This is a genomic window from Janthinobacterium sp. NFX145 (assembly GCF_049810325.1).
Lineage (GTDB): Bacteria > Pseudomonadota > Gammaproteobacteria > Burkholderiales > Burkholderiaceae_D > Janthinobacterium > Janthinobacterium rivuli.
Window position 1 is genome coordinate 2,281,382 of record NZ_CP187360.1, and the last position, 14,740, is coordinate 2,296,121.

General features: G+C 64.6%; 11 protein-coding genes. 7 read left to right on the top strand and 4 right to left on the bottom strand.

Annotation, left to right across the window (positions count from 1 at the left end; genetic code table 11):
- The first annotated feature begins 23 nt into the window (after nucleotides 1-23).
- Both ACPJXG_RS10180 and ACPJXG_RS10185 read left to right on the top strand, forming a co-directional pair.
- Complete coding sequence (locus ACPJXG_RS10180; RefSeq protein WP_425254146.1) at nucleotides 24-1,178, top strand: saccharopine dehydrogenase NADP-binding domain-containing protein; 1,155 nt, start codon at nucleotides 24-26, stop codon at nucleotides 1,176-1,178.
- Complete coding sequence (locus tag ACPJXG_RS10185) at nucleotides 1,175-3,064, top strand: hypothetical protein (protein WP_425254803.1); 1,890 nt, start codon at nucleotides 1,175-1,177, stop codon at nucleotides 3,062-3,064. The genes ACPJXG_RS10180 and ACPJXG_RS10185 overlap by 4 nt, the downstream gene beginning before the upstream one ends.
- Before the next feature lie 51 nt (nucleotides 3,065-3,115).
- Here the strand turns inward: ACPJXG_RS10185 and ACPJXG_RS10190 are convergent, their stop codons facing one another.
- Nucleotides 3,116-4,006 carry a helix-turn-helix transcriptional regulator gene (locus tag ACPJXG_RS10190; protein ID WP_402718721.1) on the bottom strand — a complete coding sequence of 297 codons (891 nt, stop codon included), beginning with the start codon at nucleotides 4,004-4,006 and terminating at the stop codon, nucleotides 3,116-3,118.
- Nucleotides 4,007-4,267: 261 nt separating this feature from the next.
- Between ACPJXG_RS10190 and ACPJXG_RS10195 the strand changes: the two genes are divergently transcribed.
- Nucleotides 4,268-6,400 (top strand): TonB-dependent receptor, encoded by a 2,133-nt coding sequence (locus ACPJXG_RS10195; protein WP_425254147.1) that lies wholly within the window; start codon nucleotides 4,268-4,270, stop codon nucleotides 6,398-6,400.
- A gap of 16 nt (nucleotides 6,401-6,416) precedes the next feature.
- Here the strand turns inward: ACPJXG_RS10195 and ACPJXG_RS10200 are convergent, their stop codons facing one another.
- Genes ACPJXG_RS10200 through ACPJXG_RS10210 form a run of 3 tightly spaced genes read right to left on the bottom strand, consistent with a single transcriptional unit; the run spans nucleotide 6,417 to nucleotide 8,799 of the window.
- Nucleotides 6,417-6,872, bottom strand: a complete 456-nt coding sequence (locus ACPJXG_RS10200) for a hypothetical protein (protein ID WP_425254148.1) — start codon at nucleotides 6,870-6,872, stop codon at nucleotides 6,417-6,419.
- Nucleotides 6,869-7,840 (bottom strand): D-2-hydroxyacid dehydrogenase, encoded by a 972-nt coding sequence (locus ACPJXG_RS10205; protein WP_425254149.1) that lies wholly within the window; start codon nucleotides 7,838-7,840, stop codon nucleotides 6,869-6,871. Before ACPJXG_RS10205 ends, ACPJXG_RS10200 begins: the two co-directional genes overlap by 4 nt.
- Nucleotides 7,837-8,799: a LysR substrate-binding domain-containing protein gene (locus ACPJXG_RS10210; protein ID WP_425254150.1), complete on the bottom strand. Its 963-nt coding sequence runs from the start codon at nucleotides 8,797-8,799 to the stop codon at nucleotides 7,837-7,839. Before ACPJXG_RS10210 ends, ACPJXG_RS10205 begins: the two co-directional genes overlap by 4 nt.
- 148 nt (nucleotides 8,800-8,947) lie before the next feature.
- Between ACPJXG_RS10210 and ACPJXG_RS10215 the strand changes: the two genes are divergently transcribed.
- The 4 genes from ACPJXG_RS10215 to ACPJXG_RS10230 all read left to right on the top strand — a co-directional run bounded on the left by ACPJXG_RS10215 (nucleotide 8,948) and on the right by ACPJXG_RS10230 (nucleotide 14,736).
- A complete protein-coding gene (locus tag ACPJXG_RS10215) occupies nucleotides 8,948-9,160 on the top strand; it encodes a hypothetical protein (RefSeq protein WP_425254151.1) in 213 nt (70 codons plus the stop codon).
- Nucleotides 9,157-10,017 (top strand): alpha/beta hydrolase, encoded by an 861-nt coding sequence (locus tag ACPJXG_RS10220; RefSeq protein ID WP_051958765.1) that lies wholly within the window; start codon nucleotides 9,157-9,159, stop codon nucleotides 10,015-10,017. Before ACPJXG_RS10215 ends, ACPJXG_RS10220 begins: the two co-directional genes overlap by 4 nt.
- Before the next feature lie 271 nt (nucleotides 10,018-10,288).
- A complete protein-coding gene (locus tag ACPJXG_RS10225; RefSeq protein WP_035820026.1) occupies nucleotides 10,289-11,533 on the top strand; it encodes an efflux RND transporter periplasmic adaptor subunit in 1,245 nt (414 codons plus the stop codon).
- A gap of 2 nt (nucleotides 11,534-11,535) precedes the next feature.
- Nucleotides 11,536-14,736 carry an efflux RND transporter permease subunit gene (locus ACPJXG_RS10230; protein ID WP_425254152.1) on the top strand — a complete coding sequence of 1,067 codons (3,201 nt, stop codon included), beginning with the start codon at nucleotides 11,536-11,538 and terminating at the stop codon, nucleotides 14,734-14,736.
- Nucleotides 14,737-14,740: the final 4 nt, after the last annotated feature.

Genomic DNA, 14,740 nt, shown 5'->3' on the forward strand with positions numbered 1-14,740 from the left:
CCTAAATGATAATCATTCCCAATATGAATACTCCTGAACAAGCAGCCCGCGTCGTCGTTCTCGGCGGGGCCGGGCGGGTGGGGCGCGAGGCCGTGCGCTACCTGATGCGCCATACCAGCTGCGATGTGCAGCTCGCCTCGCGCAGCCAGCCGGCGCTGGCGTTCGAATGGTTCGGTTCGCAGCGCCAGCGCCTGTCCTGGGCCGCCGTCGACGCCTTCGACGAGGCTGCCCTGACGGCGCTGCTGCGCGGCGCCGCGCTGGTCATTTCCTGCATCGGACCTTCCGGCCTGGTGGGTGTACGGGTCGCCAACGCCTGCCGCGCGGCAGGCGCGCCGCTGATCGATGCGGGTGGCTACGATCCGCTGCTGGCGGCGCTGGAACTGGCGCAGCAGCGCCAGCCGGCGCAGGTGCCCGCCATCATCAGCGTCGGCCTGCTGCCCGGCCTGTCCGGCCTGTTCCCCAGGTATGTGCTGGAGCGCACGGCGCGCGGACGCACGGCGCTGAAACTGGAGACGTATTGCATCGGCCGCGACGCCTGGACCTATAACTCGGCCTGGGACATCGTCTACAGCCTGGGCGACTTTGGCCAGGACCGTGGCTTTCCCGTGATACGCGACGGACAGCACTGCAACGTGGGCTTTCGCGCAGCCACGCGCAAGGCCGATTTCCCCGCGCCCGTGGGCCGCGTCACCACCATGCTGGTGCCGGCCGAGGAACTGGCGCGGCTGGCGCGCCAGACCGGCATCGCCGAGGCGCGCGCCTACGGCAGCAATGTGGGCCCGCGCGCGGCCATGGTCTGCGTGCTGGCCAAGGTGCTGGGCATGTACCGCACGCCGGCCAAGGTGGCGCGCGCGGCCGGCTGGCTGGTGGCCGCGTCGCGGCGCGACATGCGCAAGCTGGCGCCCGTCTACGGCTTGAAGGTCGACATCGCGTATGCCGATGGCGAGGCCGCCAGCGCGACCATGATGATCGCCGACACCTATCAGGCCACAGGCGTGACCATCGGCATCGCCGCGCGCTGCCTGCTGGAAGGGCCTGCCATCGCGCCCGGCGTGCAGCTGCTGCACGAGGCGGTCGATGCGCGGCGGGCCATGGCGCTGCTCGAGGAAGAGGGACTGGTGGTGGTGACAGGATCGGGCGTCGCCGACGGCGCCACATTACAGGAGAAAGCGGCATGAAAGAACATAGCAATCCAGGCGGCGCGCGCGTCGTCGTCATCGGCGGCACGGGCGAGAGCGGCCGGCGCATCCTGCGCATGCTGCGCGCGCGCCATCCGCAGCTGGAGCTGTGCTGCGCCGCGCGGCGGCCGCGGCCCCACGACCTGCCGGCCGGGGTGGCCAGCGTCACGCTCGACATGCGCGACGGTGCGGCGGCGCTGGCGCTGCTGCGCCAGTTCGACCTGGCCATCATCGCGCTGGGACCGATGGATGCCTTCGGCGCCGCGCCGCATGCCTTGTGCCTGCAGGCGGGCATCGATTGCATCGACATCAACGACAGCCTGGCTTCGGCCGAGGCCATCCTGGCGCTCGACGGCGAGGCGCGGCGCGCCGGCCGCACGATTTTGACGGGCATGGGCCTGGCGCCCGGCCTGTCCGGCCTGCTGCTGATGAAGCTGGCGCGCGAGCAGGCTTCGCCGGCCGGCGTGTACCGCAGCCGCTTCTATGCGGGCGCCGCGTACGGCGGCGGCGAAACAAGTCCGTACGCGATACTCGACAGCTTCAAGCCCGATATCGAGGTGCTGCGGCAGGGCAAGTGCCGGCACGAGGCAGCGCCATGGCACGACGGCCACGCCAGCTTCCACTTTCCCGGCCAGGCCAAGGCGGCGCCATTGATCGCCTATTCCGCGCCGGAAGTGGCCGCGCTGGCCGCGCCGCGGGGCCGCAGCGGCGTTGCGGCCCAGGTGATGACGTTCGACCCGCGCTACCACATCCAGTTCCTGACGCCGGGCGCGGCGCGCTTCTTTGGCCGCATCGGCCGCTGGAAGGGCATGCGCCAGCGCCTGGCGCGCATGTTCTTCAACAGCGGCCAGTCCGTGAAGAAACGCAAGAACGCCGACGCCGACTGCAGCCTGTGGGTGTATCCCGACGACCGGCCGGAAGACGGCTGGCTGCTGCACGGCGCCATGTCGTCCTACGATTTTACGGCGCTGATGGCCTGCGCGGCCACCGAAACGCTGCTGGCCGGCGCGCTGGACACGCAGGCCGGCGTGTACAGCGTCGAGCACCTGGCGCCGGCCGGCCATGACGCGCTGGAAGCGGCGCTGCGGCGCTATGGCGTCACCTGCCGGCGCGCCGGCGCCCTGCGCCACCAGGAAGACCCGCTGCACTTCGGCTGGTGCCAGCCGGTCGAGGGCGGCGCGGCCAGCCTGGCCCATTACGGCGCCTGCTGGTACGACATCGTCGTGCATCCGCGCATGACGGCGCTGCAGACGCGCTACCTGACCGATTCGGCGATCTGGGGCCTGCTGCGCAGCAAGGTGCGGGGCCTGGCGTTTGCCGGCTTCGTCTGCCGCGTGATGCTGCGCTGGCGCGCCCATTACGCGGCGCTGGCGCCGATGCGCGCTGCCCATGCCGCTCACGCGGCGCAGTGGGCGCGCATCACGCGCGACATCAGCATGTTTACCTCCGGCTACAGCCGGGCGCGCGAATTGCTGGGCCAGAACGAGGCGTTTGCGCTGTACCGCCGCATGTTCCTCGAGACGGGGCGCATGGAGATGCGCTGGCTGTGGCCCGTGCCCGAGGTCATCGCCGAGACGGCCGAACCGGCAACGGCCGTGCGCGATTACTGGCTGGCGTTTGTCGGGCGCTGCGAAGAGCTGGGCCTGCTGCGCGGACGCCGCAGCGGGCATGGCTATGCGATCGAGTATTGCGCCTATGCCGAGATGTTCTTCCTGCTCGGCTGCCCCGAGCTGGCCAATGTGGTGCGCGAGATGGAGCACGAGGCGCTCGCTTACATGGCGGGACGGGCCGGTGTCGAAGTGTGCTGGCGGCCGGGTGCGAATGGCAGCGCAAATGTCTCCATCGAGGCGCTCGCCGCGCCGGGTGCGGTGCGCGGCGCGGCCTGAGGCCAGGGCGGGAGGCGGCAGGTCCTGGCCGCCACCTGTCTTAGTCCAGCATCAGGCGGGCGCCCCGGCGATGCATGCGGCCAGGTGTTGCCGCGCATTGCTGGGCAGCATGCCGAACTGCTTGCGGAAGGCGGAGCTGAAATGGCTGACATTGCTGTAGCCGAGGATCATCGCCGTTTCCGTCACGTTGTAGCGCTGCAGCAGCAATTGCGCCTGCTTCATGCGCTCGCCCTGGAAGTAGGCGTAGATGCTGCTGTCAAATACCTGCTTGAATCCCTGTTTCAGCTTGCACTGGTTCAGGCCGACCTTGCGGGCGATGTCGGCGATGGTCGGCGGCGTGCTCAGATCCAGCAGCAGGTAGTCGCGCGCTTCCTGCAGCTTGCGGCGGTCGCGCAGGCCGATCTGTTGCTCGCAGCATTCGCCCTTGAAGGCGTCCAGATGCCAGTGCAGGAAGTCCAGGGTGGCCGAGTGCAGCAGCAACTGGGGGCAGGGCGTCTGGCTGAGGTGATGCAGCAATTGCGCCGCCGCCGCCTTGACCCGGCTGCCGGCGCGGCAGGTGCGCGTAAAAAAGGCATCGGGGGCGTGCCCCTTGAGCAGCTGGCAATCTTCGCCCGCCAACTCGTTCAGCAGTCCGGAATCGACCATCAGCTCGATGGTTGACAGGTCGCCGCTGTGTTCCGCGCTGAAATGCTCGTGCTGCGCATAGCCGACGTTCAGGTCGCCAGGGGCGAGGGCGATGTCGCGGTCCCTGACCGTCGCCTCGAAGCGCCCGCGCAGCAGGCAATTGAAGTGGATGTAGGCGCTGTCATGCTGATAGGAGACTTTGGTGGCGATATTGGCCTGCTCGTTGGCGCTGGTGAGGCTCACGATGAGTCCCGGTTGCAGCTCGACGTACCGGGTGGTGATGTGAAGTGTGTCATCCGTCAACTGTTTCTGCCCCATGGTGCCTGACTCCCTGAATATATACGCAATGGTGTAAATCTAAATGATTCTCATTTATATTATCAGAGCATGGGCTTCGCTTGTGAAATTTTTAATGTAATCCGTTTCGCAAGGCATTCCGGAAGCAATGCTGCCGATGCGGGGGGCCGCGCCACCGTTTCGGGGAGTGCCGCGCGGCGCTTCCGGTGATGATGCTAATGATTCTTATTATCATCAATCAGGGGCGGCACGGACCGCTCGCTACAGGGAGTGCACACAACCATGAAGATTTACCACAAGCGTATCGATCACCAGCCGGCATGCGCGCGGCCGCGGCTGCACCGCTGCGCGTGCGCGCTGGCCGCCGCCCATGTGCTGGCTGCCGCCTTGCCGGCGGCGGCGCAGCAGCAGCAGCGCAGCACCACCATGCCGGTCATCGAGGTGATGGCTGAAAAGCGCAGCGCCAGGCTGGCCGAGGTGCCGATGAGCATCTCGGCGAAGACGGGCGAGGAACTGGCGGACGCCGAAACGGCATCGGTGACGGAACTGTCGCGCAGCGTACCCAACTTGCATATCTTTTCCTGGGGCGGACGGCGCGACACGAATATCTTCATCCGCGGCATCGGTCCCGGCCTGTTTACCGAGCCGACGGTGGGCTTTTATGTCGATGGCGTGAATTATCTGGGCAATGGCATGTTCGACCTCGATTTCCTCGATATCGAACGCATCGAGGTCTTGCGCGGCCCACAGGGCGTGCTGTATGGCGGCAATTCGCTGGGCGGGGTGATCAATGTCGTCACGCGCAAGCCGGGCAATGCCAGCGAAGGCAAGGTGGCGCTGCAGTTCGACGACCGCGGCGCGGCCAGCCTGAAGGCGATGGCGGCCACGCCGCTGATCAAGGATGAGCTGTTCTGGAGCCTGGCGCTGGGCGGCAGCCACGCCGACGGCTATGTGCGCAGCGGGTTGACGGGCAACAAGCTCAATACACACGAAGACTATACGCTGCGCACCAAATTGTGCTGGGTGCCGAACAGCAAGCTGGAACTCAACTGGATCGTCGACGCCGAACATTTCAACGGCGGTTCATATACCTATGGCCCTCTGGACGAGATGCGGCGCGACCGCTACACGACGCAAACGGTGCTGGGCGGCGTCGACCGGCGCGAATCGGCCGGCACCTCGGTGCAGCTGAAATGGTCGGGCGACAGCGTCGACCTGACGTCGGTGACGGGCTGGCGCGACTGGCGCTCCGTCAACGGCATCCACCAGCAAAGCTCTTCCTACGGCTTCTACAAGAGCAATGCCCGCGAAAACCAGACCCAGCTGACCCAGGAAGTGCGCCTGGCGTCCAAGGGGCCGGGTCCGCTGGCGTGGCTCGCTGGCCTGTACGCCTACGATACGCGCGCTGAATCGGGCTCGCTCGGCGAGGTCGACTACACCGGCGCCGTGATGGGCGGCCCGTATTTCGACCGTCTGCGCTATCACAAGGACGGCTCCGGCTACGCGCTGTTCGGCCAGGCCAGCTACCAGCTGACGCCGGCGCTGAGCGTGACGGGGGGCTTGCGCATGGACGACGAAACGCGCAAGATCGACGCCTGGTCGCAGCGCGAGACGATGGGCGTGGCTTACCCCGTCAAGGAACAGATGTCCTTCCACCAATGGCTGCCGAAGGGCAGCGTGTCGTATGCGCCCGCGCCGGGCGCCTTGTGGTATGCCAGCGTGGCGCGCGGCTACCGGGCCGGCGGCTATGACACGATTTACCTGGACCGCGACAAACCCTCGTTCCAGTCCGAACAGAGCACCAGCTATGAAGCGGGCTACAAGGGCACGTTCTGGGAGCGGCGCGCCGACTTCAGCGTGGCCGTGTTCCGCATCGACTTGAGCAACCAGCAGGTGCAGCGCGTCATCCCCAGCGCGCGCGCCTTCAATATCGTGACGGACAATGCGGGCAAGGGGCGCAGCACGGGCGCGGAGGCGGAACTGAGAATGAGCCCGGCGCCAGGCTGGCTGGTCGGCGCGGGCGCCGGCTACACGCGCACCGAATTCATCGAGTACCAGTACGACCAGAGTACGGATTACGCGGGCCGGCACTTCCCGTTCGCGCCCACATTCAGCGGCAACCTGTCGCTGCAGAACCGCCGTCCGCTGGGCGGGAACCTGAGCCTGTTTACGCGCGCCGACCTGCAGTACACGGGCAAGCATTACTTCGATGCCGCGAACACCCTCAAGCAGGATGGTTATGCCCTGCTGAATCTGAAAATGGGCGTGGAAGCGGAAAAATGGGATGCCTACCTGTGGGTGAAAAATGCCGGGAACAAGTTCTATTCCAGCGCCATTACCCAGCAGGGCGTCACGCCGCTGGCCGAGGTGGGGCCGCCGCGGCTGGTCGGCGCGACATTGACCCTGCGGTTTTAAGGGGCTTTGCCGGCTGTTACAGGCCGGCTTCCTTCCAGGACGCCAAACTGAGCCGTTTCAATAATCGGCCCGACAGCCCACAGCTCCAGCAGCTCATCTGGATTTGGCGCTGCCGCGCCGGGTCCGCATGCCAGGCTTGCCCGGCGTAATCGAGCAGCGCGTCGCTGAGCGCAGAGGTGTCGGCCACGGGCGGCAGGCGCGACATCAGTTCGAACACACCGTACGGCGTCTCCTTGATCTGCAGCAAACCGGCCAGCAAGGCGCGCAGCACGGCGCCGTCGATGCTGGTGCTCGCTTGCGTGAACCGTTGCTGCCAGCTCAGGCCGCGCTGCTGCCACAGTTGCAGCAGCGCGGGCACGTCGTCCGTCCGCAACTGCCCGATCAGCTCGTCTGCTTCCTGAAACAGGTCGAGGCGGTCGTAGTCCTCGTCGTCGCCGCACAGCAGTTCATCGAGTTCCTGCAATACGCTCATGCCACCACGTTCGTTGGCGCACCGCGCTCGAATGCTTCCACGTTGCCGATCAGGATGTCCGCCAGCTTTTGCATGGCCTCGCCGCTGGCCCAGGCCGTGTGCGGCGTGAGGATGAAGTTGGGCAGGCGCAAATTCAACAGCGGGTTGTCGGGCAGCGGCGGCTCTTTTGATAACACGTCGAAACCGGCGCCGGCGATCACGCCGTTTTTCAATGCATCGGCCAGCGCCGCTTCATCGACGAGGCCGCCCCGCGCCGTGTTGATCAACAGCGACGTCGGCTGCATGCGCGCCAGCTCTTTTTCTCCGATGATGTTGCGCGTGGTGTCCGTCAAGGGCAGGTGCAGGCTGAGCACGTCGGACGTGGCCAGCAATTCGTCAAAACTCACTTGCGTCACGCCATCCTCCTCGATGGGCGAGCGGTTATGTACGATGACTTGCATGCCGAAGGCGCGTCCCAGCTGTGCCACGGACTTGCCCAGCGCGCCGTAGCCGAGCAAACCCAAACGGCTGCCGGCCAGGTCGCGGATCGGGTGGCCGAACAGGCAGAAGCGGTCCGATGCCTGCCACAGGCCCGCTTCCACATCAAAGCGGTAGGCCACCAGCTGGCGGCGCAGGGCCAGCATCAGGGCCAGGGTGTGTTCGGGCACGGTGGCGCGCGCATAGTCGCGGATATTCGCCACGACGATGCCCTGCTCGCGGCAGGCGGCCAGGTCGATGATATCCGTGCCGGTGGCGGCCACGGCGATCATTTTGAGGTCCGGCAATTGCGCCAGCTCGGCCGCGCGCAGCGGCACCTTGTTCGTGATGGCGATGCTGGCGCCTTGCAGGCGGGACACCGTCTGTTCGCTGCCCTTGGTGTGCGCATGCTCTTCCCAGCTGTGCGCGAAGGCGGGCGGGCGCACGGTGGCGATCAGGCTGTCGCGGTCGAGGAAGACGATGCGGTGGGGCGATGTGCTTGCTGCTGTCATGGCTGGGCCTCGGTCAGGGTGGCGCGCGCGCTCGCGGGACTGCTCTTGCCTTTGAGCTGCGTGGCCGGATGGTTGGTAAACATATCGGCGACCCATTCGACAAACACGCGCACCTTGGCGGACAGATGGCGGTTCGGCGGATAGATCACGTGGATGGGCAGCGGGTCGGATTCCCATTCGCCAAGCAATTCCACCATTTTGCCCTGTTCTATCAGCGGCGCAAGCATGAAATGCGTCATTTGCACGATGCCCAGGCCCGCCAGGCCGGCGGCCGTGTAGGCGTTCGAATCGTTCAGGGCGATATGGCTGGGCATGGCAACCTGGATGCGTTCGCCGGCGCGCGTGAAATCCCAGTCAAACGTTTTGCCGGTCTTGGCGGAGAAAAAATTCACGCCCCGGTGGCGGGACAGGTCGTCCGGATGCAGCGGCGTGCCGTGGTGCGCCAGGTAGCCGGGCGAGGCGCAGGTCATGAAATGCAGCACACCGACCCGGCGCGCGATCAGGTTCAGGTCGCCCAATTCGCCGCCGCGCACGGCGCAGTCGACGCCTTCCTCGATCAGGTCGACGGGGCGGTCGCTGCAACCGAGTTCCAGCGAGATATCCGGGTAGCGGGCAAAAAAATCGGGCAGGGCAGGGATGATCAGTTCGCTGGCCAGGGCCGTGGGCGCATCCACGCGCAGGCGTCCGCTGGGGCTCAATCGCGTGCGCGACAGCGATTCCTCGGCCTCGCGCACGTCCGACAGGATGCGCACGCAGCGTTCGTAATAGGCGGCGCCGTCGGACGTGATGCTGACGTGGCGCGTGGTGCGGTTGAGCAACTTGACCGACAGGCTCGCTTCCAGCGACTGGATCAGGGTCGATACGGTCGCTTTCGGCAGCTGCATGTTTTCCGCCGCGCGCGTAAAGCCGCCCGCATCGACGACTTGGATGAAAACTTCCATGGCTTGCAGCTTGTTCACTTGAATTCCTATCACTTTATTCGTGATTATTCAGAATCCTGAACAATCAATTCGTCATTGCACTCTTTATCAGATTGTAGATCAAGTCTATAGTTGTTGTACTGCAGCATAAATGTGATGCCGCAGGCAGTACAACAGGAGAAATATCATGGGTCATCGGAATGGACACTTTGCAGTACCCGCCTTGGTTGCGGTTGCGCTCGCTCTGGCCGCGATGGTATCGACGGATGCATACTCGATGGCGGCGCAAAGCGAAGCCAGCGGGTATAGCGCCCTGACCCATGAAGTGGGCGGCGCCGCCCTGTTGTGCCTGAACGACACGGTACTCGATGTTGCGGTGCAGCCGGTGGTGGCGCAATGAGCGTTGCCGACACCGCGGCCGAACTGGCACCTGGCCAGGCGCTGAAGATACGCGACATCCAGGTGCAGGGCGCGCAGGATGCGCTCGGCGCTCGCGTCTACACGGCCGGCGTGCCGGGCGCCAGGCAGTCGAGCCTGATCGTCTTCTTCCATGGCGGCGGCTTTGTCGCCGGCGACCTGGACGACGCGGACGACTTCCTGCGCTGCCTCGTGCTGAGCAACCCCGACCACGTGGTGCTGGCCGCGAACTACACCTTGGCGAAGGTGCGGCCATTCCCCGCCGCCGTGGAAGACGCGCATGCCGTGCTGCTGTGGGCAAAAAAGAACAAGTCCAAGCTGGGCTGGACGGGCAAGCAGATGGTGGTGTCGGGCATCGAAGCGGGCGCCAACCTGGCCGCCGTGTGCGCCATGATGTCGCGCGACCGGGGCGGACCGCCCCTCGCGGGCCAGGTGCTGATCATGCCCATGCTCGACCCCGGCCTGTCGACCTGCTCGATGCGCAACTTGCCGACCTGTCCTGACCTGGCGGAAGTGGCGGACCAGTGCGCCGCCGCCTACCGCGGCTACCTGCCGAATGCCGCTGACCGTACCCATCCGTACGCGTCGCCATTGCAGTCGAGCCGCCTGAAGAACCTGCCGCCGGCGCTCATCCTGTCCAGCGAAGACGACCCATTGCGCGACGAGGCTGAACAATACGGCAGCAAACTGATCGCTTGCGGCATCAAGACCACCGTGCGGCGCATGGCCGCCGCGCCGCTGCAAGACGCTACCGCCCGCAATGAGTGCGCCTGCAAGGTGCAGGTATTGAGTGAAATCGCCAGCTTTGTCGCTGGACTGGGGCAGGAGCCCGAGTCATGACGCCGCCATCTGCGGCACTGCAAAAAAACTTACACTAATCAGTTTACTTTTTGAGTTTCGGTTGCTACACTATGCAGTGTAGTTCCCATCTTGCCTGAGTTGTGCGCTCGCACAGCCAGCTTCGTCGTCCCCGTCCGCTTTTAAGCAGCTGGCGGCCTGTTTACCTTTGATCGAGCGCCGTCGGGCGCCATGGCACCACCATTCACTTTTTCAGTTGGGTTGCTTCCTGCCGCCCATACCATTAGAAATTTTCATAAAACAGGGAAATAAAATGAAAAACGTTCAACAATTTTCCACTCTGCTGAAGCCCCTGGCTGCCTCGCTCGCGCTGGCCGGACTGGTGGCCGTGAGCCTGGCTGGCTGCGATTCGGCCAATAGCAAGGTGCCCGACGCGCCAGCGGCCGGCGGCCCGCCCATCTCGGCCGCCGCCGTCGTTGAAAAACAGATCACGGAAACGCAGGAATTCTCGGGCCGTCTGGAAGCGATCGAGCGCGTGGAAATCCGCTCGCGAGTCGGCGGCTTCATCACGGCCGTCAACTTCAAGCCGGGCAGCGAAGTGAAAAAGGGCGACGTGCTGTTCGTCATCGATCCACGCCCATTCCAGGCTGAAGTGTCGCGCGCCGAAGGCACGGCTGCCTCGGCCCGCGCCAAGGCGGAACTGGCCAAGCTGGAACTGTCGCGCGCTGAAAAGCTGCTGGCCGAAAAAGCCATCGCCCAGCGCGAATTCGACGAAAAGGCGTCGGGCTTGAAAGAGCTGGACGCGAATGCACGCTCGGCGCAAGCCGCGTATGAAGCGGCCAGGCTGAACCTGTCGTACACGCAGGTGCAGGCGCCGATCAGCGGCCGCGTCAGCAAGGCGGAAATCACCGTCGGCAACCTGATCGACGCTTCCGCCATTTTGACCTCGGTGGTGTCGACGGACCGCATCTACGCCAGCTTCGACGGCGATGAAGATACGTATCTGCGCGTGGCCGGCACGGCGCAAAAGGGCACGCCCGTCACCGTCAAGGTCGGCCTGGCCAACGAAACGGGTTTCCCGCATGAAGGCAAGCTCGAATTCGTCGACAACCAGCTCGACCCGGCCACGGGCAGCGTGCGCATGCGCGCCACCTTCGCCAACGCCGAGCGCCAGCTGGTGCCTGGCCTGTTCGCGCGCATCCAGCTTGACGGCGGCAACGGCCCGCAGGCGCAAAGCACGGCGCTGCTGATCAGCGACCGCGCCGTCGGCACGGATCAAAGCCGCAAATACGTCTACGTGGTGGGCGCCGACAACAAGGCCGAATACCGCGCCGTCAAGCTGGGCCCGACCTCGGACGGCTTGCGCGTGGTGCGCGAAGGCTTGAAAGCGGGCGAGAAAATCGTCGTCAACGGCTTGCAGCGCGTGCGCCCTGGCGCCCCGGTGACGCCGCAGATGGTGGCCATGGATTTCGATCCGACCGCGCCTGCCGCCCCCGCGAAACCTGAAGCAAAAGATGCCAAGATCGCCGCGAAAGCAGCATCGACTTCCAAGGAATAAACATGAACTTTTCCCGCTTTTTCATCGACAAGCCGATTTTCGCGGCGGTGCTGTCGATCGTCATATTCGTGGCCGGGCTGCTGTCGATTTTCGGCCTGCCCATCTCCGAATATCCCGACGTCGTGCCGCCATCCGTGGTGGTGCGCGCGCAATACCCGGGCGCCAACCCGAAAGTGATCGCCGAAACCGTGGCCGCGCCGCTCGAAGAGCAGATCAACGGTGTCGAGAACATGCTCTACATGTCCTCGCAAAACACGTCCGATGGCGCGATGATGCTGACCGTGACCTTCAAGATCGGCACCAACGTCGAGCAGGCCGAAACGCAGGTGCAGAACCGCGTGCAGCGCGCCTTGCCGCGCCTGCCCGAGGAAGTGCGCCAGATCGGCGTGACGACGGTCAAATCGTCGCCGAATCTGACCATGGTGGTGCACCTGGTTTCGCCCAACAAGCGCTATGACGATATGTACCTGCGTAACTACGCGGTGCTGAACGTCAAGGACCAGCTGGCCCGCTTGCCCGGCATGGGCGACATCCAGATCTTCGGTGCCGGCGACTACGCCATGCGCATCTGGCTCGATCCGCAAAAGGTGGCGGCGCGCGGCATGACGGCCAATGACGTCGTCGACGCGATTCGCGAGCAGAACGTGCAGGTGGCCGCCGGCGTGATCGGCGCCTCGCCAGCGAAGAACTCGGACTTCCAGCTGACCGTCAATACCCAGGGCCGTCTGCAGACGCCCGAGGAATTTGGCGCCATCATCGTGCGCACGAATGCCGACGGCGCCGTGACGCACCTCAAAGACGTGGCGCGCGTGGAAATGGGCGCCAACAGCTACTCGCTGCGTTCGCTGCTGAACAATAATCCGGCCGTCGGCATGGGTATTTTCGAAGCGCCGAACGCCAACGCGCTGCAACTGTCTTCCGACGTGCGCTCCAAGATGGACGAACTGAAAAAAGACTTCCCGCAAGGCGTGGAATACCGCATCGAGTACGACCCGACGCAGTTCGTGCGCTCGTCCATCGAAGCCGTGATCCATACCCTGCTCGAAGCCATCGCCCTGGTGGTGCTGGTGGTGATCATCTTCCTGCAAACCTGGCGCGCATCGATCATCCCGCTGCTGGCCGTTCCCGTCTCCATCGTCGGCACTTTTGCCGTGATGCTGGGCTTTGGCTTCTCGATCAACACGCTGTCGCTGTTCGGCCTCGTGCTGGCCATCGGTATCGTCGTCGATGACGCCATCGTGGTGGTGGAAAACGTCGAGCGCAATATCGAGGAAGGCTTGTCGCCGCGCGACGCCACCATCCAGGCCATGAAAGAGGTCAGCGGTCCTATCGTCGCCATCGCCCTGGTGCTGTGCGCCGTGTTCGTGCCGATCGCCTTCGTGCCAGGTTTGTCGGGCGAGTTCTATCGCCAGTTCGCGCTGACCATCGCCATTTCGACGGTGATTTCGGCTTTCAGCTCGCTGACCCTGGCGCCAGCCCTGTCGGCCGCGCTGCTCAAACCGCACGACGCGCCGAAAGACGCACTGACGCGCGGCATGGACATGGTCTTCGGCCGCTTCTTTGCCTGGTTCAACCGCTTCTTCGGCCGCGCTTCGCACCGCTATGAAGCTGGCGTAAAAGGCGTATTGGGCCGCAAGAGCGCCTCGCTGGGCGTGTATGCGCTGCTGGTCGTTGCCGCCATCTTCACCTTCAAGTCCGTGCCGGCCGGTTTCGTGCCAGCGCAGGACAAGCAATACCTGGTGGGCTTTGCGCAATTGCCTGACGCCGCTTCGCTGGACCGCACGGAAGATGTCGTGCGCCGCATGTCCGGCGTGATCAAGTCGGTGCCTGGCGTCGAATCGACCATCGCCTTCCCCGGCCTGTCGATCAACGACTTTACCAATGCGCCAAACGCCGGTATCGTCTTCGCCACCCTGAAACCGTTCGACGAACGCACCAGCAAGGAATTGTCGGGCGGCGCCATCGCGGCCGAGATCAACAAGCGCCTGGGCGGTATTCAGGACGCCTTCATCATGGTCTTCCCGCCACCGCCGGTCAACGGCCTCGGCACCATCGGCGGCTTCAAGATGATGATCGAAGACCGCGGCAATCTCGGTTACGACGCGCTGTACAACGCCACCCAGGCACTGGCCGCGAAAGCGTACCAGACACCGGAACTGGCGGGCGTGTTCTCGGGCTACCAGATCAACGTGCCGCAGCTGTTCGCCGACGTCGACCGCGTGAAAGCCAAGCAGATGGGCGTGCAGCTGCAAACGATTTACCAGACCTTGCAGATCAACCTCGGTTCGCTGTACGTCAACGACTTCAATCAGTTTGGCCGTACCTACCAGGTGCGCGTGCAGGCCGATGCGGCGTTCCGTTCGCATGCGCAGGATATCGCGCAACTGAAGGTACGCAATGACAAGGGCGAGATGATTCCTTTGTCGTCCCTGATGCGCGTCAAGGACAGCTATGGTCCGGACCGCGTGCAGCGCTACAACGCGTATGCCGCAGCCGACTTCAATGGCGGCGCAGCCCCTGGCGTATCGAGCGGCCAGGCGCAAGCCGCGCTGGAACGCATCGCCAAGGAAGTGCTGCCGCAGGGGATTTCGTATGAATGGACGGAACTGACCTACCAGGACATCTTGTCCGGCAATACGATGATCTACGTCTTCCCGCTGTGCGTGCTGCTGGTATTCCTGGTGCTGGCCGCCCAGTACGAAAGCTGGACATTGCCGCTGGCCGTGATCCTGATCGTACCGATGTCGATCCTGTGTGCTCTGTTGGGCGTGAAACTGACGGGCGGCGACAACAACGTGTTTACCCAGATCGCGCTGTTCGTGCTGGTGGGGCTGGCGTCGAAGAATGCGATTCTGATCGTGGAATTTGCCCGCGAACTGGAAGAGCATGGCCGCACCGTCGTGCAAGCGGCGCTGGAAGCGTGCCGTCTGCGTCTGCGTCCGATTTTGATGACGTCGATCGCCTTCATCATGGGCGTGGTGCCCCTGGTGTTCTCGAACGGCGCCGGTTCGGAAATGCGCCATGCCATGGGCGTGGCGGTCTTCGCCGGCATGCTGGGCGTGACTTTCTTCGGCCTGTTCCTGACGCCCGTGTTCTACGTACTGTTGCGCACCCTGGCGCAGCGTTTTGAGAAAAAACCAGCCGCCGCTGCCGCCAAGCCTGTCGCCGCGCCAGCGCTGGATCTGGAAGGAGATATATATTGAAAAC

Coding starts and splice junctions, on each gene's coding strand:
- ACPJXG_RS10225 (WP_035820026.1), top strand. CDS start 10,289: ATGAAAAACGTTCAACAATTTTCCACTCTGCTGAAGCCCCTGGCTGCC.
- ACPJXG_RS10205 (WP_425254149.1), bottom strand. CDS start 7,840: ATGACAGCAGCAAGCACATCGCCCCACCGCATCGTCTTCCTCGACCGC.
- ACPJXG_RS10215 (WP_425254151.1), top strand. CDS start 8,948: ATGGGTCATCGGAATGGACACTTTGCAGTACCCGCCTTGGTTGCGGTT.
- ACPJXG_RS10195 (WP_425254147.1), top strand. CDS start 4,268: ATGAAGATTTACCACAAGCGTATCGATCACCAGCCGGCATGCGCGCGG.
- ACPJXG_RS10200 (WP_425254148.1), bottom strand. CDS start 6,872: ATGAGCGTATTGCAGGAACTCGATGAACTGCTGTGCGGCGACGACGAG.
- ACPJXG_RS10180 (WP_425254146.1), top strand. CDS start 24: ATGAATACTCCTGAACAAGCAGCCCGCGTCGTCGTTCTCGGCGGGGCC.
- ACPJXG_RS10185 (WP_425254803.1), top strand. CDS start 1,175: ATGAAAGAACATAGCAATCCAGGCGGCGCGCGCGTCGTCGTCATCGGC.
- ACPJXG_RS10190 (WP_402718721.1), bottom strand. CDS start 4,006: ATGGGGCAGAAACAGTTGACGGATGACACACTTCACATCACCACCCGG.
- ACPJXG_RS10220 (WP_051958765.1), top strand. CDS start 9,157: ATGAGCGTTGCCGACACCGCGGCCGAACTGGCACCTGGCCAGGCGCTG.
- ACPJXG_RS10230 (WP_425254152.1), top strand. CDS start 11,536: ATGAACTTTTCCCGCTTTTTCATCGACAAGCCGATTTTCGCGGCGGTG.